Origin of the sequence: Kitasatospora sp. NPDC058444, assembly GCF_042721415.1 — a bacterium.
GTDB lineage: Bacteria > Actinomycetota > Actinomycetes > Streptomycetales > Streptomycetaceae > Kitasatospora.
In genome coordinates this window covers 174,773-193,407 of the sequence record NZ_JBHXLL010000012.1, presented here as the reverse complement: position 1 = coordinate 193,407, position 18,635 = coordinate 174,773, and the positions used below count along the sequence as shown (strand labels likewise).

The 18,635-nt window shown below is 74.3% G+C and carries 13 protein-coding genes; 11 read left to right on the top strand and 2 right to left on the bottom strand.

Annotation, left to right across the window (positions count from 1 at the left end; translation table 11 throughout):
• Positions 1–156 precede the first annotated feature (156 nt).
• Entirely contained in the window at positions 157–885 is a 729-nt protein-coding gene (locus tag ACFWP2_RS16060; RefSeq protein ID WP_380451438.1) for a maleylpyruvate isomerase family mycothiol-dependent enzyme, read from the bottom strand.
• 250 nt (positions 886–1,135) lie between these two features.
• Between ACFWP2_RS16060 and ACFWP2_RS16055 the strand changes: the two genes are divergently transcribed.
• The 3 genes from ACFWP2_RS16055 to ACFWP2_RS16045 all read left to right on the top strand — a co-directional run bounded on the left by ACFWP2_RS16055 (position 1,136) and on the right by ACFWP2_RS16045 (position 4,590).
• Entirely contained in the window at positions 1,136–2,164 is a 1,029-nt protein-coding gene (locus ACFWP2_RS16055; protein ID WP_380451436.1) for a DUF1702 family protein, read from the top strand.
• A gap of 90 nt (positions 2,165–2,254) precedes the next feature.
• The gene (locus tag ACFWP2_RS16050; protein WP_380451434.1) at positions 2,255–3,235 is read left to right on the top strand and encodes a DUF1702 family protein; all 981 of its coding nucleotides are present in this window, start codon (positions 2,255–2,257) and stop codon (positions 3,233–3,235) included.
• Positions 3,232–4,590: a cytochrome P450 gene (locus tag ACFWP2_RS16045; RefSeq protein ID WP_380451449.1), complete on the top strand. Its 1,359-nt coding sequence runs from the start codon at positions 3,232–3,234 to the stop codon at positions 4,588–4,590. The genes ACFWP2_RS16050 and ACFWP2_RS16045 overlap by 4 nt, the downstream gene beginning before the upstream one ends.
• Before the next feature lie 125 nt (positions 4,591–4,715).
• Here ACFWP2_RS16045 and ACFWP2_RS16040 read toward each other — a convergent pair whose 3' ends face one another.
• On the bottom strand, positions 4,716–5,492 hold the full coding sequence (locus tag ACFWP2_RS16040) for a helix-turn-helix transcriptional regulator (RefSeq protein WP_380451432.1): 777 nt from the start codon (positions 5,490–5,492) through the stop codon (positions 4,716–4,718).
• A gap of 450 nt (positions 5,493–5,942) precedes the next feature.
• Between ACFWP2_RS16040 and ACFWP2_RS16035 the strand changes: the two genes are divergently transcribed.
• From ACFWP2_RS16035 to ACFWP2_RS16000, 8 genes are all read left to right on the top strand, one after another.
• Entirely contained in the window at positions 5,943–6,473 is a 531-nt protein-coding gene (locus ACFWP2_RS16035) for a DUF5987 family protein (protein WP_380451430.1), read from the top strand.
• Positions 6,470–8,125 (top strand): GMC family oxidoreductase N-terminal domain-containing protein, encoded by a 1,656-nt coding sequence (locus ACFWP2_RS16030; protein ID WP_380451428.1) that lies wholly within the window; start codon positions 6,470–6,472, stop codon positions 8,123–8,125. Before ACFWP2_RS16035 ends, ACFWP2_RS16030 begins: the two co-directional genes overlap by 4 nt.
• Positions 8,126–8,165: 40 nt before the next feature.
• Positions 8,166–9,284, top strand: coding sequence for a carboxymuconolactone decarboxylase family protein (locus ACFWP2_RS16025; protein WP_380451425.1), 1,119 nt, complete (start codon positions 8,166–8,168; stop codon positions 9,282–9,284).
• A 396-nt stretch (positions 9,285–9,680) separates the two neighbouring features.
• Complete coding sequence (locus ACFWP2_RS16020; protein ID WP_380451423.1) at positions 9,681–15,593, top strand: SDR family NAD(P)-dependent oxidoreductase; 5,913 nt, start codon at positions 9,681–9,683, stop codon at positions 15,591–15,593.
• Positions 15,593–16,090 carry an acyl-CoA thioesterase gene (locus tag ACFWP2_RS16015; RefSeq protein WP_380451421.1) on the top strand — a complete coding sequence of 166 codons (498 nt, stop codon included), beginning with the start codon at positions 15,593–15,595 and terminating at the stop codon, positions 16,088–16,090. Before ACFWP2_RS16020 ends, ACFWP2_RS16015 begins: the two co-directional genes overlap by 1 nt.
• Positions 16,087–16,665, top strand: coding sequence for a flavin reductase family protein (locus ACFWP2_RS16010; RefSeq protein WP_380451419.1), 579 nt, complete (start codon positions 16,087–16,089; stop codon positions 16,663–16,665). Before ACFWP2_RS16015 ends, ACFWP2_RS16010 begins: the two co-directional genes overlap by 4 nt.
• A gap of 14 nt (positions 16,666–16,679) precedes the next feature.
• Complete coding sequence (locus ACFWP2_RS16005; protein WP_380451417.1) at positions 16,680–17,711, top strand: NAD-dependent epimerase/dehydratase family protein; 1,032 nt, start codon at positions 16,680–16,682, stop codon at positions 17,709–17,711.
• A gap of 241 nt (positions 17,712–17,952) precedes the next feature.
• Complete coding sequence (locus tag ACFWP2_RS16000) at positions 17,953–18,600, top strand: hypothetical protein (RefSeq protein WP_380451415.1); 648 nt, start codon at positions 17,953–17,955, stop codon at positions 18,598–18,600.
• The last annotated feature ends 35 nt before the right edge of the window (positions 18,601–18,635 follow it).

Sequence of the window (18,635 nt, the reverse complement as noted above, 5' to 3'; positions counted from 1 at the left end):
CGGGGGGGGGGGGCCGCCGCGGCAGCCACCCCCGCATCCCCCCGGGGGGCGCGCGCGGGGGGTCACCCCCACCCCCGGGGGGGGGGCGCGCCCCGCCGAGGGGCAGCGCCACAGCGCCGTTTCCCGGGCCCGCCGAGGACCGGGTCGAGCGGGGGCCTACCGCCCGGCGGCCGCGGCCTCGACGAGCTGCGCCGGCGGCCGGAACGGGCCCCAGGTGAACGCGGGCAGCCAGGCCTCGGGTTCGGCGCTCCAGTCCAGTTCGGCGATCTGCCCGAGCGAGCGCCGGCCGGTGAGCGAGCGGAGCAGGTCGTGCCGGTGCCCGCGGACGACGGCGGCCGGCTCGCCGTCACCGGCCTGCCACTCGGCGCCCGGCGCCTCGATCCGCAGCGCCGGAAGCCCGAGCGTGCGCACCGCGGCGGAGAAGCCCCGGACGACCAGGTCCAGCGACGAGGGGTAGGACGCGTGGTCCGGGACCACCGGTGCCCCCAGCGCGCCCCGCAGGTCGATCTCGTGGGTGAACGCGTCCATCATCAGCATGGTGTGCCGCAGTTGCGGGGTTTCGGTGAGCACCCGTTCCACCCGGCCGTCCAGCCGCTCCCACTCGTCGAGCAGACCGGCGAGGCCGTCGGCGGAGTCGGCGTGCGGGACCTCCCACAGGTTGCCCGGCGCGTCGGCGGCCACCGTCCGGCAGACCTCCAGCAGGTGGCCGACCACGTCCAGGACGGTCCACCCCGGACAGGCGGGCACCGGAACGTCGGCCGCCGCGGGCAGGTCGCCCAGCAGAGCGGTGATGTTCTCCCGGGCACCGCGGTAGGCGAGGTGGTCGGGCGCCCGGTCCCAGAGCGACCCGGGCGTGGCCTCGGCGTTCCGCTGATACGTGCTCATACGGGTTCTCCTTCGGTTGGACGACGTTGACGGGGACGGACCGACGGCGCCGGAACCCCGGTCTCGCGCGGGCCGGTTCCATTGTGGCGTCCGGGGCCACCGGAGGCCGAGGGGGCGGAGCGCGGAGCACGTCCGAAGACGCCCGGCGGCCGCGCCGGTCCAGGAACGCAACCGTGGAGATGCGAGCCGTGACGCGACGTCAGGACCATGGAGGGACCGTCAAATTCGGGACGTGATTCTGGGAGGGATCGTGCCGACGACCTTAGGATCGCTGCGCCGGCTGGTACTGACACCGTCACTGTCCGCGGTGACGTTCGCCGGACGCGGCTTCCCGGTGACGCCCACGGAGAGCACCGAACGGCTGGAGGCGGTGCCCCAGGCGGTGGTCTGCGGCTTCGAGTGGGGGATCGACGCCCGGAGCCAGTGGGAGGTCGAGCGCCGACTCGGCCTGGTCGAACCCGAGCAGCGCGGATTCGCCTACGAGGGCGCCACCATGGCCTTCACCGTCCTGGACGCGATGGGCCGGGGCGGCCACCGCACCCGTGACCTGCTGGCCGGGTCCGGGCAGCCGCACATCTTCCTGGCGTACATCGGCATCGGCTTCGCCATGGCGCGGCTGCCGAGGCCGCTGTGGCGCAAGGTGCTGCCGGACCTCACCGGGACGCCGTACCACCCGACGATGAGCTGGCTGGCCGTCGACGGTTACGGCTTCGACCTGGCCTACTTCCACACCCGGCGCTGGGTGGACGAGCAGCGCCGGCCGAAGCCGTACCCGTGGCAGGGCGCGCCCGAGTACTTCCAGCGGGCCGTCGACCAGGGCGTCGGACGGGCGCTGTGGTTCATCCACGGCGGATCGCCGGCGAACGTCGCGGCCGCGGTGGGCGGGTTCGCCGCGGACCGGCAGGCCGACCTGTGGAGCGGCGTGGGCCTGGCCTCGACGTTCGCCGGAGGCGCCACGGCCGACGGCCTGGCCGGGCTGCGCGACGCGGCGGGCCCGCACCGGGCGCAGCTCGCCCAGGGGTCGGTGTTCGCCTCCAAGGCCCGCGCGTACGCGGGTTTCGTGCCCGCGCACTCCGAGGTCGCCTCGACCGCACTGACCGGTCTGTCGGTCGAGGCGGCGGCGAAGGTGGCCGACGACTGCGCGGTGGACGACCGCACCCGGGGCGCCGCCGGCGGGACGCCCCCGTACGAGCTCTGGCGGGCGAACGTGCGCGAGCACTTCCGCGACGCCGGGCCCTCGCCCTCGCCCGCGCCGGGGACGACGGCCCGGGCGGACTGAGCGGCCTCGGACGGGCTCCGGGCCGGACCGGTGCGAAGTCATCCGCGGGGCAGATCGGCTGCCCCGGGGGAAATCTGAGAGGAGTAAGGCGTGTCCAGTGCATGGCGGACGCTCCGACGACGAATTCTCACTCCGAGCACCTCGGAAACGCTCTTGGAAACGCGTGGTTTCCACCGGAAGTCGCCGGCCGCCCAGGAACTCCTGGAGACGGTCGGCGCGCGGTTCCTGGAGGGCTACGCCCACGCGGTGGAGGCCCGGAATCCGGCGGAGGCGGAATACCCGCTGGAGGAAATCCCGGACCGGTTCCGCGGCTTCGCCTACGAGGGCGCCGGCATGGGTTTCGCCATGCTCGACGGGCTGCGGATGTCCGGCCGGAATTCGGTGGCCCGCTGCCTCGAGGGGCGGGGCGCCGACCACGTCTACATGATCTACGTCGGAATCGGCTGGGCGATGGCCCGGCTGCCGAGGTTCTGCTGGCCCGACATCGACGCGCTCGACCCGCTGCTGCGCTGGCTGGTCCTCGACGGGTACGGATTCCACCAGGCGTACTTCCGCACCGAGCGGTACGTCCACCAGCAGTACCGGGACCCGGCCTTCCCGTGGCCGGCGCACGACAACCCGTCGTACGCCGGGAACGCGATCGACCAGGGCATCGGCCGCGCCCTGTGGTTCGTCGGCGGCACCGACGCCGACCTGGTCGCGACCATGATCGAGAAGTTCCCGGAGTCCCGGCGGTCCGACCTCTACGGCGGGGCCGGGCTGGCGGCCACCTACGCCGGCGGCGTGGACGAGGCGGAGCTGTGCGCGTTCCGCGAGCGGGCCGGGATCCACCAGGCGATGGTCGCCCAGGGCAGCGCCTTCGCGGCCGAGGCCCGGATCCGGGCCGGACTGCTGGTGCCGCACACCGAGCTGGCCACCCGGGTCTTCTGCGGCATGGGGCCCGCCGAGGCGGCCGCGGTCACCCAGGAGGTGCGGCCGAGCGGGCCGGTGCCGGGTGCGCTGCCCGCGTACGAGGTGTGGCGCCGGGCCATCGCCGACCGCTTCGCGACCGTCGGGGGGTGCCCGCAGTGACCGCCACCCGCCGGGTGCCGCCGGGCCCGCCGCGCCGGGCCGCCCCCGTCCTGCTGCGCAGGCTGGTGGGGGACCGGCTGGAGATGATGCGCGCCGCCGCCTCCGAGTACGGCGACGCGGTCCGGATCTCCATGGGCCCCAAGACGCTCTACTTCTTCAACCACCCCGACCACGCCAAGCACGTGCTCGCGGACAACGCGGCCAACTACCACAAGGGGATCGGCCTGGCCCAGGCCCGGCGCGCCCTCGGCAACGGCCTGCTGACCAGCGAGGGGGAGCTCTGGCGCAAGCAGCGCCGGCAGATCCAGCCCGCCTTCCAGCACAAGCGGATCGTCCAGCAGGCGAGTGCCGTCGCGGAGGAGGCGGCCAAGCTGGTCGGCCGGCTGCGGGCGCACGAGGGCGGCCGGCCGGTCGATCTGGTCAAGGAGGTGACGGCCCTCACCCTCGGGGTGCTCGGCCGTACGCTGCTCGACGTGGACCTCAGCGCCTTCGAGGCGGTCGGCCACGACTTCGAGGCCGTCCAGGACCAGGCGATGTTCGACATGGTCACCATGGGCATGGTGCCCGGCTGGGTGCCGCTGTCCAAGCAGCTCCGCTTCCGCCAGGCCCGGCAGGACCTGCAACGGGTGGTCGACCGGCTGGTGGCGGAGCGGGTCTCCCGCGACGGCGGGCGGATCGAGGGGGAGGACGCGCTGTCCCGCCTGATCGTCGCCACCCGCCAGGAGGCCGACCGCAAGGTCGCCCGCCAGCGGATGCGCGACGAGCTGGTCACGCTGCTGCTGGCCGGCCACGAGACCACCGCGAGCACCCTCGGCTGGACCTTCTACCTGGCCGACCGGCACCCCGAGGTGATGGACCGGCTGCACGCCGAGGCCGTCGAGGTGCTCGGCGACCGCCTGCCCGAGTTCGACGACATCCACCGCCTGCGCTACACCTCGATGGTGGTGGAGGAGGTCATGCGGCTCTACCCGCCGGTGTGGATCCTGCCGCGGCAGGCCCAGGCGGACGACGAGGTCGGCGGGTACCACGTGCCGGCCGGCTCCGACGTCCTGATCTGCCCGTACACCCTGCACCGCCACCCGCGCTTCTGGGACGCCCCCGAGCAGTTCGACCCGGAGCGCTTCGACCGGGACCGGGCCTCGGACCGGCCGCGCTATGCCTACATCCCCTTCGGGGCCGGTCCGCGCTTCTGCATCGGCAACCATCTCGGGCTGCTGGAGGCGACGTTCACGATCGCCATGGTCGCCCGGGAGCTGCGGCTGAGGAAGGTGCCCGGCTACCGGGTGGTGGCCGAGCCGATGCTGTCGCTGCGGGTGCGCGGCGGCCTGCCGATGACGGTGCACCCCGCCGGCTGAGCGGGCACGCCCGTGCCGCGCACGACAGAGCCCCCGCGACAACCGTCGCGGGGGCTCCGTGCGGAGGGCCACGGCGCACGCGCGGGCCCCTGTCGTGGCGGCCCGCCGGCGCGGCCCGGGCCGGATCAGGCGGTGTCCGTGATCGGGGTCCGTACGGTCTGCGCGATCGCCCGTGCGTCCAGCAGGGCCAGCAGGACCGGCGGGTCGAGGACGAGGGCCGGGCGCAGGCGCAGTTCGATCGGCAGCAGCGGCACGTCCGGCCGCACCTCGATCGGTCCGACCGATCCCACCGAGACGGGGTGGTCACCCGTCAGCACCTCGTCGAAGGCGGCCGGGACGGAGTGCGCCAGCAGGTACCAGGTGCCGGCCGGCACCTGGTCGAATAAGAAGACGCCGGGCCGGGGGAGGACGGTACAGGCGGCGGGCCGGCCCTCGGGGACCCTCGTCGGGAACAGCCCGACGTACACCAGGCCGAGGTTCCCCGCGACCGGGGGCCGGATCTCGCCGCGGAAGGTCGAGAGCTCCGTGCTGCGGGTCAGGCCGCGCGGGTCGACCTCGATCCGGGGAGTGAAGCCCCCGAGCTGGCGGTAGGTGGTGGGAGGCACGCCGACGCTGCTGGCGAACCGCGAGCTGAACGTGCCGACGCTGTTGTACCCGACGCGGTGACTGATCTCGGTCACCGTGAACGAGGTCTCGATGAGGAGGCGCTTGGCCGTTTCGAGCCGGAGGGCGGAGAGGAACCGCCGTGGTGACACCCCGGTCATCCGCTGGAATTCCCGGGAGAAGTGGAACTTGCTGTACATGGCGGCCTGCGCCATATCGTCGATGGTCAGTAACTCGCCGATGTTGTCGTGCATCGTCTCGATGGCCCGGGAAACAGCTTGCTCGATGGCAGATGTCATCTTTGACTCCAGCTTCTCCGCCGCACCTGCGGATGAACAGAATTCCACCCTTGCGATGATCGGGAACGAAAGTCACGGCCGAAGTGACAGGCCGACTGTCGAAGGCGCCAGGGCAAGCGAAGGGAGAACCCCCTTCGGAAGGCGAAGCTGAAAAGTGTCGCCGCCATAGCAAGTGACGACCGTAGCAGCAGGCACATGACAGCCGCAATGGTACGGGCGGCACGTGCCGTTGGCATGCCCGATCGGTGAGACAACCCGGGATTTCGGGTTTGAACGGCGTCCGGACCCCTCAGCAACGCGAGAGATGCGGGCGGGAGCGCATTGCGCGCACGATGCCACAGTCGCGTATGCGAATCGGGACCGGCCGGCCTGCGCCGTCCCCGCTTTTCGACAAGCCCTGAGGAGATGCCGGTGGGATCGCCTGCCTCAGATCGAAACCATGACCGGATCATGACACTCGAAGCCTTCGCGGACACGATCGTCCCGGGCGAGAAACGGTCGCCCGACGACCGGGCGATCGCCGGCGCCTCGACCGGCGGCGGTGCCGTCCAGGCGGGCGCCATCGAACTGCTCGAAACCCCCGCGACCGGACTGACGGACGCGCTGGACGACTACGAGCAGGCGCTCAACCGCCACGCGAGCACCTACGCGGACGAGCACGGCCTGCGGCTCGACGACTCGGTGCCGCCGTTCGTCGCCCTGCCGTTCGCCGACCGGACCCGCCTGGTCCAGACGTTGACCGGAAAGGAGCACCAGGAACGGGAACTGTGGGTCCTGTTGGCGCTGTTCACCAACATGGCCTTCGACACCGCCGCCCACATGCACACCACGGACGCGCTCGCGGCGGGCCACCCCGGCCTCACCGGGATGGGGTTCATGAAGCCGGGCGAGGACGGCCTGTGGCGGTTCCCCGACTTCTCGTACGGCAAGCAACTGGCCGATCCCCACCCGGACACCACGCCCACAGGGAGTCCCGCATGACGAGCAACGAGAGCACCGACGTCCTGATCGTGGGCAGCGGCTTCGGCGGCGCGATCGCGGCGTACCACCTGGCGGCCGGCGGCGCGAAGGTCACCATCCTGGAGCGCGGTCCGTGGCTGAAGGCGGACGACTTCGACCACGACTTCATGCTCGGCTCCTCGTACACCCGGATCTTCGACTTCGTGGTGGGCGACGGCATGAGCCTGCTCGGCGGGAACTGCGTCGGGGGCGGCAGCGTGGTGTACTTCGCCGCGATGCCGCGCGCGCCGCGGTTCGTCTTCGAGCGCCGCGGCAGCATCGGCCGCCGGATGTGGCCGGCCGCGATCGACCGGGACGTCCTCGACCCCTGGTACGACCGGGTGTCCGAGGCGCTGCCCATCACCCAGCAGGACTGGAACGACGTCACGTACGCGGGCGGGCTGTTCGCCGCCGCCTGCGAGCACGCGGGACGCACCGCCAACCCCGTCCCGGCCGCCATCGACCGGGCGAAGTGCACCAACTGCAACTGGATGATGTCCGGTTGCCGCTTCGACGCCAAGCGCTCCCTGCTGCTGAACTACCTGCCGGCGGCCCTCGCGCACGGCGCCGAGATCCGGCCGCTGCACGAGGTGCAGCAGCTCGCCCGGACGGACGACGGCGGCTACCGGGTGCACTACAACGTCGTCGACGACGAGGACTACCGGGTGCACGTCGGCGGCGGCACGATCGACGCGAAGATCGTCGTGCTCGCCGCCGGCGCCGGCGCCACCCCGGTGATCCTCCAGCGCTCCGAGGCGACCCTGGGCACCATGCCGCACGCCGTGGGCCGCTACTTCTCCGGGAACGGGGAACGCCTCAACACGGCCGTCGTCGACGAGGACAAGGCCCGTGACCTGCTCGGGCTCAAGCGCTCCGACGGCCGGGCGTTCCGGGCCAACCAGATCGGCAAGGGCCCGGTCGTGGCGAGCTGGGACAACCTCGACGGATCGCTGCCGGAGCACTCCCGGTTCTCCCTGGAGCAGCTCTACTTCCCGCCGGGGTTCGGCACCATCCTGGCCCAGGTGCCCGACGCGACCGGACCCAGCTGGTTCGGCGTGGAGAAGAAGGAACTGGTCCGGCAGTGGCAGTCCTGGCTGACCGTCTTCACCATGATCGAGGACGACAACGAGGGCGTCTTCGGGCCGCCGCCGCCCACCGGCAACGCCGTCCGGATCTCCCAGCAGATGCTCGGGCGCGGGTCGATCTCGTACCAGCCGACCGCCAACACCCTGCGCGCCTGGGCCGATTCGGACGCCGTGGTGAAGGACATCCTGGAGCGCGACGGACTCGCCCGGGTCATGCCGTGGACCAACGACCTGGTGGGCGCCTACACCGTGCACCCCCTGGCGTCCTGCCGGATCGGCGACGACCCGCAGACCTCCGCGCTCGACGACCGGCAGGAACTGCGCAACCACCCGGGCATCTTCGTCACCGACGGCTCCGCCGTCCCGGGAGCGCTCACGGTCAACCCCGCGCTGACCATCTCCGCGCTCGCCGAACGCGCGATCCCCGGCATCGTGGCCGCCGCGCAGGAGCGCGGCGTGAACGTCACGTACGGCGCGCCCGCGCCGGACGGGGCGACCAGCGGCCGGCGCGGCGTGCAGGTGCAGCTGCCCGGCCTGATGCGCCGGTAGCGGGCCGGAACACCGGATCGAGCCATCGAGGAGGAGGCACATGACGACACCGTTCCTGCGGTCGGCCCTGCGGCGGTCGATGGCGCAGGTCCACCGGGTCGCCGCGGTGCGGCCCGGGGACGCGGGGGAGGAGGTGGCCGGCGTCTTCGCCGACGTCGAGCGGGAGTTCGGCATGCTGGCACCGCCGATCGGGCTGCACGCGGCCTCGCCGGAGGTGCTCGCCGCCTCCTGGGTGATGCTGCGGGAGACCCTGGTCGCCGACGGGCGGGTCGACCGGGCGACCAAGGAGGCGGTGGCCGCGGCGGTCTCGGCCGCCAACTCCTGCCCGTACTGCGTGGAGGTGCACGGCACGACCCTGGCCGCGCTGCTGCCCGGGGCCGCCGCCCCGGGCACGGCCCGCGCGACGGCCGAGGGGTGGGCCGACTGGTTCCGGGCGGACGGCGACCGGGGACGGGCGCCAGAGGAAGGGACACCGGGGGAAGGGAGACCGGAAGGGGAGCCGGAGGAAGGGGCGGCGGAGGAAGGGGCGCCGTTCCCCGCGCAGGCGGGGCCCGAGCTGGTCGGGGTGGCCGTCACCTTCCACTACCTGAACCGCATGGTCAACCTGTTCCTCGAACCGAGCCCGCTGCCGGCCGGTCTCCCGCCGGCCGCCCGGGCGGCGGCGAGGGCGGTCCTCGGCCGGCTGATGCGCCGTAGCGCGCGCGTCGCCCCGCCGGCCGGGACCTCGCTCGACCTGCTGCCCTCCGCGCCGCTGCCCGGGGACCTGGCCTGGGCGGCGGGCACCCCCAGCGTCGCCGGGGCGTTCGCCCGGGCGGCCGCCGCGATCGACGCGGCGGGAGCCCGTGCGGTGCCGCAGGGCGTGCGTGTCCTGGTGGCGGACCACCTGGCCGGGTGGGACGGCCGGCCGCCGGGGATCAGCCGCGCCTGGGTCGAGGAGGCGGTGTCGGCCCTGCCCGGGGACCAGCGACCGGCGGGCCGGCTGGCCCTGCTGACCGCCAAGGCCGCCTACCAGGTCGACGACGGCCTGGTCGCCGAGTTCCGGCGCGGCCGGCCCGGCGACACCGCGCTGATCGAGCTCACCTCCTGGGCCGCCCTCACGGCGGCCCGCGAGCTGGGCGCCCGGCTCGGGGCACGCCTGCCGGCGACCGCCGGCGGCTGACCCCGCGCAAGTCCCCGTACGGCCCCGCAAGGCCCCGCACAACCCGAGGCTCCCGCCGACCGGCGGGAGCCTCGGTGCGTTTCCGGGCAGCCGCACAGCCGTCCGCACAGCACTTCGCACGCCCGTCCGCACGGCCGTCGGCACAGCCGCCTGCACGGCCCTCCGCACGGCCCTCCGCACGGCCTTCCGCACGGGCGCCGGAACGGACGCCGCCGGTCCCGAAAATGACGGCGTTATTGAATAGCGGCGCCATGAAATCACACCGTTATGTCAAATCCAGGCCCCCACCAGGCGGAAAGCAAACTCGGAGATGACACCCGGACGGCCGCGGCCGCACTCTTGAGGACAGTGCAGGCGAGTCGAGTCGGCGAAAAGAATCGCCGTCAATTCATCTCCATGGGTGGTGAATACGTGAGCAGTGAGCGGATCGCTATCGTGGGAATTGGCCTCCGTTACCCGGACGCCAATTCGGCGAGCGAACTGTGGGAGAACGTACTGGGTGGCCGGCGGGCCTTCCGGCGGTTGCCGGACGAGCGGATGAACCAGGCGGACTACTGGTCGGAGGACCGGAGCGCGCCCGACCGGCACTACACCAGGAAGGCTGCGGTCCTCCGGGACTACGCATTCGACCGCATCAAATACAGCGTCGCCGGAAGCACGTACCGGGCGACCGACCTGACACACTGGCTGGCCCTCGACGTGGCCGCCGAGGCACTCGCCGACGCCGGATTCCCGGACGGTTCGGGCCTTCCCCACCAGAGCACCGGCGTGGTGGTCGGAAACAGCCTCACCGGGGAATTCTCGCGGGCCAACATCATGCGACTGCGGTGGCCCTACGTGCGCCGCACGGTGGCCGCCGCGCTGAGCGGCCAGGGCTGGACCGAGGGGGAGGTCGCGAAGTTCCTCCAGGAGCTGGAGCCGCAGTACAAGGCGCCGTTCCCGGCCATCGACGAGGACTCGCTGGCCGGCGGCCTCGCCAACACCATCGCCGGCCGCATCTGCAACCACTTCGACCTGCGCGGTGGCGGCTACACGGTCGACGGGGCGTGCTCCTCCTCCCTGCTGTCCGTCGTCACGGCGGCGAAGGCGCTGGCCGACGGCGAACTGGACGTGGCCGTCGCCGGCGGCGTCGACCTGTCCATCGACCCGTTCGAGGTGATCGGCTTCGCCAAGACGGGCGCACTCGCCACCGGCGAGATGAAGGTCTACGACCGGGACTCCAACGGCTTCTGGCCCGGCGAGGGCTCCGGCATGCTCGTGCTGATGCGCGAGCGGGACGCGCTGGCCCAGGGGCGGCGGATCTACGCGAGCATCAGCGGCTGGGGAGTCTCCTCGGACGGCAAGGGCGGCATCACCCGGCCGGAGGCCAGCGGGCACCGGCTGGCGCTGACCCGCGCCTACCGGCGGGCCGGCTACGGCGTCGAGACGGTCTCGTACTTCGAGGGACACGGCACCGGCACGGCCCTCGGCGACGCGACCGAGATCGAGGCGCTGTCCTCCGCCCGCCGGATGGCGGACCCGACGGCCCGTCCGGCCGCGCTCGGGACGGTCAAGGGGAACTTCGGGCACACCAAGGCGGCCGCGGGCGTGGCCGGCCTGATCAAGGCGACCCTCGCCGTGCACCACCAGGTGATCCCCCCGGCCACCGGCCACGTCGACCCGCACCCCGGCCTGCTCGGGGACGAGGCGGCGATGTACGTCCCGGGCCGGGCCGAACTCTGGCCGACCGACCAGCCCGTCCGGGCCGGGGTGTCCGCCATGGGCTTCGGCGGGATCAACACCCACATCACCCTCGCCGAGGCACCCGGCAGCGCCCGGCGCGAGGCGCTCGACGAGCGCACCACCCGGCTGGTGTCCGGCCGCCAGGACGCCGAACTCCTGCTGCTGGACGCCCCGGACACGGCCGCGCTGCGCGCCGAACTGGCCCGGCTGCTCGACCTGGTGCCGAAGCTGGCCCAGGCCGAACTGGCGGACCTGGCCGGCACGCTGGCCGACCGGCTCTCCGACGGCCCGGTGCGGGCCGCCGTCGTGGCGACCGGCCCGGACGACGCCGTGCGCGCCCTCGAACGGCTGCTCGCCCTGCTCGACTCCGGCGCGCGGGAGGCGTTCTCGGCCGGTGAGGGGATCTTCCTCGGCCACGCCCGGACCGCCCCCAAGATCGCCTACCTCTTCCCGGGGCAGGGCTCCGGCCGTGGTGCCGTCGGCGCGATCCGGCGCCGGTTCGCCACGGCGGAGGAGGTGTTCACCGCCGCCGCCCTGCCCACCGGTGACGACCAGGTCGCCACCCAGGTGGCCCAGCCGCGCATCGTCACCGGTTCGCTGGCCGCCCTGCGGGTGCTGGACGCGCTCGGCATCCGGGCCGACACCGCCGTCGGCCACAGCCTCGGTGAGCTCACCGCCCTGCACTGGGCGGGCGCGATGACCGAGGAGCAGGTGGTGCGGCTCGCCACGATCCGCGGCCGGGTGATGGCGCGGGCGAGCCGCGGCGGCGGCGCGATGGCCGGCCTGGCGGCGACGCCGGAGGAGGCCGCCCGGCTGTCCGAGGGACAGGACGTGGTCGTCGCCGGCTACAACGGGCCCCGCCAGACCGTGCTCTCCGGCCCCGCCGAGGCGGTCGACGAGGTCTGCCGCCGGGCCGCCGGCGAGGGCGTCACGGCGACCAGGCTGAACGTGTCGCACGCCTTCCACTCGCCGCTGGTCGAGCCGGCCGCGGTCGCGATGGCGGAGGAACTCGCGCGGTTCGACTTCCGCGAGCCCGTCCGCCCGATCGCCTCCACCGTCACCGGTCGGCTCCTGGACCCGTCCGCCGACCTGCGCGAGGTCCTGCGCGAACAGGTCCTGCTTCCGGTCCGGTTCCAGGAGGCCGCCACCGTGGCGGTCGCCGACGCCGACCTGGTCGTGGAGGTCGGCCCGGGCCGGGTGCTCTCCGGCCTGCTGGCCGAGATCGCCCCGGACGCGACCACCCTGGCGGTCGACACCGACAGCGCCTCGCTCGGATCGCTGCTCAGGATCGCCGGCGCCGCGTTCGTGCTCGGCACGCCGCTGCGGACCGAGGCCCTGTTCGGCGACCGCCTGGTGCGGCCGCTGCCGGCGGACGGCGCGATGACCTTCCTGGCCAACCCCTGCGAGGCCGCCCCGGCCATCGACGCGGACCTGGCGGCGCCGGACGGCGGGCCGGGCCCGGACGAGCGGGCCGGCGCGGCGCTGTCCGCGGACAGCGGCGAGGGCCCGGACTCCACCCTGGAACTGCTGCGCAGGCTCGCGGCCGAGCGGGTCGAACTGCCGCTGGAGTCCGTCACCGCGCAGACCCACCCGATGGACGACCTGCACCTGAGCTCCATCACCATCGGCCAGATCGTCAACGACGTCACCCGGGCGCTCGGCCGGCCGGTGCTCGCCGCGACGCCCAACTACGCGACCGTCAACCTGGGCGGGATCGCCGAGCTGATCGACCAGCTGGCGGACACCGCGCAGGACGGCGGCGAGGCGGCGGGCGAGGCCGCCGGCGTGGCTCCCTGGGTGCGGCCCTTCGCGGTCGAGCACGTGGAGGCCGTCCTGCCTCCCCGCCCGCAGCCCGCCGCGCAGGAGAGCGCCGGGCAGTGGACGGTGCACAGCACCCCCGGCCACCCGCTCGCCGAACCGCTGCGCACCGCGCTCGCGGCAGCGGGCGTCGGGGACGGTGTGCTGCTCTGCCTGCCGGACGCCTGCGGGCCGCAGGAGGCGGAGCTCTTCCTGACCGCCGGGCGGGCCGTCCTGGCCGCCCCCGAGGGCACCCGGCTGGTCGTGGTCCAGCACCGGCTGGGGGCCTCGGGCCTGGCGAAGACCCTGCACCTGGAGCACCCGTCGGTGCCGACCACGGTGGTCGAGCTGGCCGACACCGCCCCCGAGGGCGCGGCCCGCGACGAGGCGGTGGCCCGGGTGGTCGCCGAGACCGCCGCCACGGCCGGCTTCGCGGAGGTCCGCTACCAGCCGGACGGGCGCCGGACCGTCCCGGTGCTCCGGCCGCTGCAGCTGCGCCCGGCGGCCGAGGGCGAGTCCCCGCTGGACGCCCGGGACGTCCTGCTGGTCACCGGCGGCGGCAAGGGCATCACCGCCGAGTGCGCCATCGCGATGGCCCAGGACTCCGGGGCGGCGCTGGCCCTGATCGGCCGCGCCGATCCGGCCGCCGACACCGAACTCGCCGGGAACCTCGCCCGGATGGAGGCCGCGGGCCTGCGCTACCGGTACGCCCGCGCCGACGTCACCTCGGCCGAGCAGATCGCCGCCGCGGTGGCCTCGCTGGAGAACGGGCTCGGCCCGGTCACCGCCGTCCTGCACGGCGCCGGCTTCAACCACCCGGCCGCCCTGGAGGCGCTCACCGCCGAGGACTTCCGCCGCACCCTGGCGCCGAAGACCGACGGCCTGGAGGCGGTCCTGGCGGCCGTCGAACCGGAACGCCTGAAGCTGCTGATCACCTTCGGCTCGATCATCGGCCGGGCCGGACTGCGCGGCGAGGCCCACTACGCCACCGCCAACGACTGGATGACCGAGCTGACCCTGCGCTTCCAGGACCGCCACCCGCGGGCCCGGGCCATCGCGCTGGAGTGGTCGGTCTGGTCCGGCGCGGGCATGGGCGAACGGCTCGGCGTCGTCGAGGCGCTGATCCGCGAGGGCATCACGCCGATCTCCACCGAGAACGGCATCCAGGTGCTCCGCGAGGTGCTGGCGGACCCCTCCGCCGGCCCCGTCCTGGTGGTGAGCGGACGGGCCGGCGGCCTGCCGACCCTCACCACCGTGCGCCGAGAGCTGCCGCTGACCAGGTTCGTCGAGCGGGTGCTGGTGCACCACCCGGACATCGAGCTGATCACCGAGACCGAGCTGACCGAGGGCGGCGACCCCTACCTGTCCGACCACCGGCTCCAGGACGACCTGCTCTTCCCGGCCGTGCTCGGCATGGAGGCGATGGCCCAGGTCGCCGCCGCGGTGAGCGGGCAGCAGGGCCCGCCGCTGCTGGAGGACGTCGAGTTCCGCCGTCCCGTGGTGGTCCGGCCGGGCGGCTCGACCACCATCCGGATCGCGGCGCTCGTCCGGGAACCCGGAACGGTGGACGTGGTGCTGCGCAGCGAGGGCACCGAGTTCGCGGCCGACCACTTCCGGGCCAGGCTGCGCTACCCCCGGCCCGAGGTGCCCGGGACGCCGGTGCCGGTCGAGTTCGGCCTGCCGGCGGTGCCGGTGGACCCGGTGACCGAGCTGTACGGCAGCGTGCTCTTCCAGGGCAAGCGCTTCCAGCGCCTGCTGGAGTACCGGCGGGCGAGCGCCCGGCACGCGCTGGCGGAGATCTCCACCACCGCCCCGGCGCCGTGGTTCGCGGCCTTCCTGCCGCAGGACCAGCAGCTGGCCGACCCCGGCACCCGGGACGCGATGATGCACGCCATCCAGTGCTGCGTGCCGGACGCCACCCTGCTGCCGCAGAGCATCGAGCGGCTCTGGCTGGCCGACCCGGCGGACCAGGACGCCGAGTACGTCGTGCTCGACGCCAGGGAGCGCTCCCAGGACGGGGACACCTACGTCTACGACCTCGACGTGCGCACGCCGGCCGGGAAGGTCGTCGAGCGCTGGGAGGGGCTGACCCTGGTCGCCGTCCGCAAGCGCGACGGGGCCGGACCGTGGGTGCCCGCGATGCTCGGCTCGTACCTGGAGCGCGGCCTGGAGCGGGTGCTGGGCGGCAGCCGCGCGGTGGTCGTCGAACCTGCGGCGAAGCCGGGCGGGGAGCCCGCCGTGGAACCGGCTGCGGAAGCCGCGGAAGCCGCCGCCGGGTCCGCCGCGGACGGGGACCGCAGGGCCCGCACCGGGACGGCCCTCAGCCGGGCGCTCGGCCGGCCGGTGGAACTGCTCCACCGGCCGGACGGCAAGCCCGAACTCGCCGGTGCGCCCGGCCTGGAGGGCATCACGGTGTCGGCCTCGCACGGCCCCGGCCTGACCCTGGCGGTGGCCGGAGCCGGGCGGCTCGCCTGCGACGTCGAGACCGTCCTGGAGCGCAGCACCGAGGACTGGGACGCCCTGCTGGGCGCCGGCCAGCTCGCCCTGCGGGACCTGCTGGTCAGCGAGGCGGGCTGCAGCCCGGCGGTGGCCGGCACCAGGGTCTGGAGCGCGCTGGAATGCCTGCGCAAGTCCGGTGCGACCACGCAGGCGCTGACGCTCGACCGCGTCCACCCGGGCGGCTGGGTCGTCCTGTCCGCCGGCGACGCGTCCGTCGCCACCTGGGTGACCACCGTCAACGACCGGACGGAGCCGGTGCTCTTCGCCGTGCTCGTCGGGAAGGAGAACTGATGTCGGCCTACTACGAGATCCGGCACACCGTGGGCTTCGAGGAGACCAACCTCGTCGGCAACGTCTACTACGTGAACTACCTGCGCTGGCAGGGGCGTTGCCGGGAGATGTTCCTCAAGGACAAGGCGCCGGGCGTGCTCGCCGAGCTGCGGGACGACCTGAAGCTGTTCACCCTCAAGGTGGAGTGCGACTTCTTCGCCGAGATCACCTCGTTCGACGAGCTGTCGGTCCGGATGCGGCTGGAGGAGCTGACCCAGACCCAGATCCAGTTCAGCTTCGACTACCTGCGGATCGACGGCGAGCAGGAGAACCTGGTCGCCCGCGGCCGGCAGCGGATCGCGTGCATGCGCGGGCCGAACACGGCCACCGTCCCCGCCCGGGTGCCCGAGGAGCTGCGCCTGGCGCTGGCGCCGTACGCCGAGGGGCCGGCCGTCGCCCGGGCCCTCGCGGCGCAGCTCCCGTCCGGCGGGCCGGTGGAGTCGGGGCGGGCACTGTGATCGGCAACGGCCGCTCCCCGGTCAACACCCAGCTGCCGGGCGTGACGCCGGCGGTCGCCGAGAACCACGCCGTTCTTCCGAAGGCCCTGCGCGAGACGATGGCCCGGTTCGCCACCGGGGTCACGGTGCTGACCACGGGCGGCGAGTACGCCCACGGGATGACCGCCAACGCCTTCAGCTCGGTCTCCCTGGAGCCGCCGATGGTGCTGTGCTGCGTGGGCCGCTCCGCGACGATGCACGAGGCGATCACGGCGACCAGGTCCTTCGCGGTCACCGTGCTCGGAGCCGACCAGGAGCACCTGGCGCGGTACTTCACGAACAAGAGCCGACCGCGCGGGGCCGCCCAGTTCGACGGCCTCGACTGGCAGCCCGGCCCGTTCACCGGGGCGCCGCTGCTGTCCGGCTCACTGGCCTGGCTGGAGTGCAAGCTCGCCGAGCAGTACGACGGCGGCGACCACTCCATCTTCCTCGGCGAGGTGCTCGCCTCGGACTGGGCCGACCACCGGCAGGCGCTGCTGTTCTACGGCGGCGCCTTCCACCGGGGCATCGGCGGCACACCGGACGCGATCGGCTGAGGGGAGGACGACCGATGTTGGTGAGCGTGACCGGCGGCACCGGATTCGTCGGCATCCACTCGGTCGCGGCGCTGGTCCGCGGCGGCCACCGGGTGCGGATGCTGGTCCGCGACCCGGCCGCCGCGGAGCGGGTCCTCGGCCTGCTGGCGGTGGACCCGGGCGCCGTCGACCTGGTCGTCGGGGACGTGACCGACGAGGGCGGCGCGGCCCGCGCGGTGCGCGGCGCCGACGCCGTGCTCCACGCGGCCGCGGTGTACTCCTTCGACAGCCGGCACGACGAGCGGATGCGCCGGACCAACGAGCGGGGGACCGAACTGGTGCTGGCCGCGGCCCGCCGCGCGGGCGCCGACCCGGTCGTCCACGTCTCCAGCATCGTCGCGCTGCTGCCGTCCCCCGGACGGCCGCTCGGGGAGCACTCCCCGGTCGGCCGTCCCCGGGACACCTACATGGCGACCAAGGCGGCGGCCGAGCGGATCGCGCGGGGCCACCAGCGGGACGGCGCGCCGGTGGTCATCAGCTACCCGCCCGCGCTGCTCGGCCCGCAGGACCCGGGGCTGGGCGACCAGAACGCCCGGCTGCGCAACACCCTGCGCGGACTGATGCCGATCTGGCCGCTCGGCGGCTTCCCGGTCGGCGACGTCCGCGACACCGCGCAGCTGCACGCCCGGCTGCTGACCACGCCGCGGGCGGGCACCGACCGGCACTTCGGGCCGGGCCACCACCTGCCCACCCGGCAGTACGTGCGGACCCTGCGGGAGGTCACCGGGCGGCGGCTGCCCGCGGCCTTCCTCCCCGCCCGGGCCATGCTGCCGGTCGGTGCCCTGGCCAGCCTGCTCCAGCGCGGATGGCCCTGGCACATCCCCGCCGAGTACGGCGCCGTGTACACCTGCGCCTGTGCGACCCCGGTCGATCCCGCCGCGAGCACCGGCGGGCTGAGCCCGAGGCCGACCGCCGAGACCATGGCGGACACGGTGCGATGGCTGTACGACCAGGGCCGGCTGACCGCCGGACAGGCCGGCCTGATCGCCGCGGACAAGGACCGCTGAGCCGGACCCGACGGCCGGCCGCGCACGGACTCCGGTCCGTCCGCGGCCGGCCGTCGGCCGTGGCGGCGGGTGCCCGTCGGTCGGCGGTGTGCGGGACGGGATCCGCCCCGCCGAACGGAAGGCGTGGGCCTCCGGGTTCAGACCGGACGCCGGCGGATCGAACCCCGGAGGGGGCGCCGTCCGTGCTACCGGCTGGGGCCGGTCGGCAGCCGGCCCGGAGCGCGGACGAGGGAGGACAGCGATGGCCTGGTACCAGGGGCCGAGCCGGATCACGGTGACGGCGGTGGAGGGGCGGTTCCCGCAGCGGGCGGTGGTGACCGTCCGGGGCGCCGCCCCGGTGGAGATCCCCGGCGAGGTCGGCGCCGTCCACCACGTCGAGGCGGAGCGCTGGGAGCTCGAGCTGGAGCACCGGGACCAGAGCGGCTGGTGCTCCAACATCCGTGCGGTGCAGGGCCGGTGGCAGGAGATCCGGGGCGTGCTGACGCAGGTCGTGCACAGCCGCAACCGCGACCTGGCCGGCGACCGGCAGGACCGCAACCTGGTGCTGCGGATCGAGCGGGTCGCACCGGGCGGTGACGACCCGTCGACCGCCCCCGCCGCTCCGGCCGCGCGCCGGACCACCGCGGCGCACCTCGCTCCGGCGGCCTCGGCCGGCGCGGTGCCGCGCACCTCCACCGGGCCGGCGAGCGGTACCGCCCCGGGCAGCTCGGCGCCGGGCGCGCGGCCGACCACCTCGGGCGCGGGGGCGGACTTCTTGCGGCCCGCCGCCGCCCCCGGCGGCCGGGGTGCCGGCCCGGACGGCCCGAGCAGGACGACCGGCACGACCGGCACGACCGGCACGACCGCCCCGGCCCGGACGACCGGCACGGCCGGCTCCTGGAACGGCTGACCGGGTCCGGTCGCGATGGCGGGCGCCCTCGGCCC

Excerpts from the sequence above, each read along its gene's own strand:
- ACFWP2_RS16060 (WP_380451438.1), bottom strand. The coding sequence starts at position 885 with ATGAGCACGTATCAGCGGAACGCCGAGGCCACGCCCGGGTCGCTCTGG.
- ACFWP2_RS16040 (WP_380451432.1), bottom strand. The coding sequence starts at position 5,492 with ATGACATCTGCCATCGAGCAAGCTGTTTCCCGGGCCATCGAGACGATG.
- ACFWP2_RS16035 (WP_380451430.1), top strand. The coding sequence starts at position 5,943 with ATGACACTCGAAGCCTTCGCGGACACGATCGTCCCGGGCGAGAAACGG.
- ACFWP2_RS16030 (WP_380451428.1), top strand. The coding sequence starts at position 6,470 with ATGACGAGCAACGAGAGCACCGACGTCCTGATCGTGGGCAGCGGCTTC.
- ACFWP2_RS16025 (WP_380451425.1), top strand. The coding sequence starts at position 8,166 with ATGACGACACCGTTCCTGCGGTCGGCCCTGCGGCGGTCGATGGCGCAG.
- ACFWP2_RS16020 (WP_380451423.1), top strand. The coding sequence starts at position 9,681 with ATGGGTGGTGAATACGTGAGCAGTGAGCGGATCGCTATCGTGGGAATT.
- ACFWP2_RS16015 (WP_380451421.1), top strand. The coding sequence starts at position 15,593 with ATGTCGGCCTACTACGAGATCCGGCACACCGTGGGCTTCGAGGAGACC.
- ACFWP2_RS16005 (WP_380451417.1), top strand. The coding sequence starts at position 16,680 with ATGTTGGTGAGCGTGACCGGCGGCACCGGATTCGTCGGCATCCACTCG.
- ACFWP2_RS16000 (WP_380451415.1), top strand. The coding sequence starts at position 17,953 with ATGGCCTGGTACCAGGGGCCGAGCCGGATCACGGTGACGGCGGTGGAG.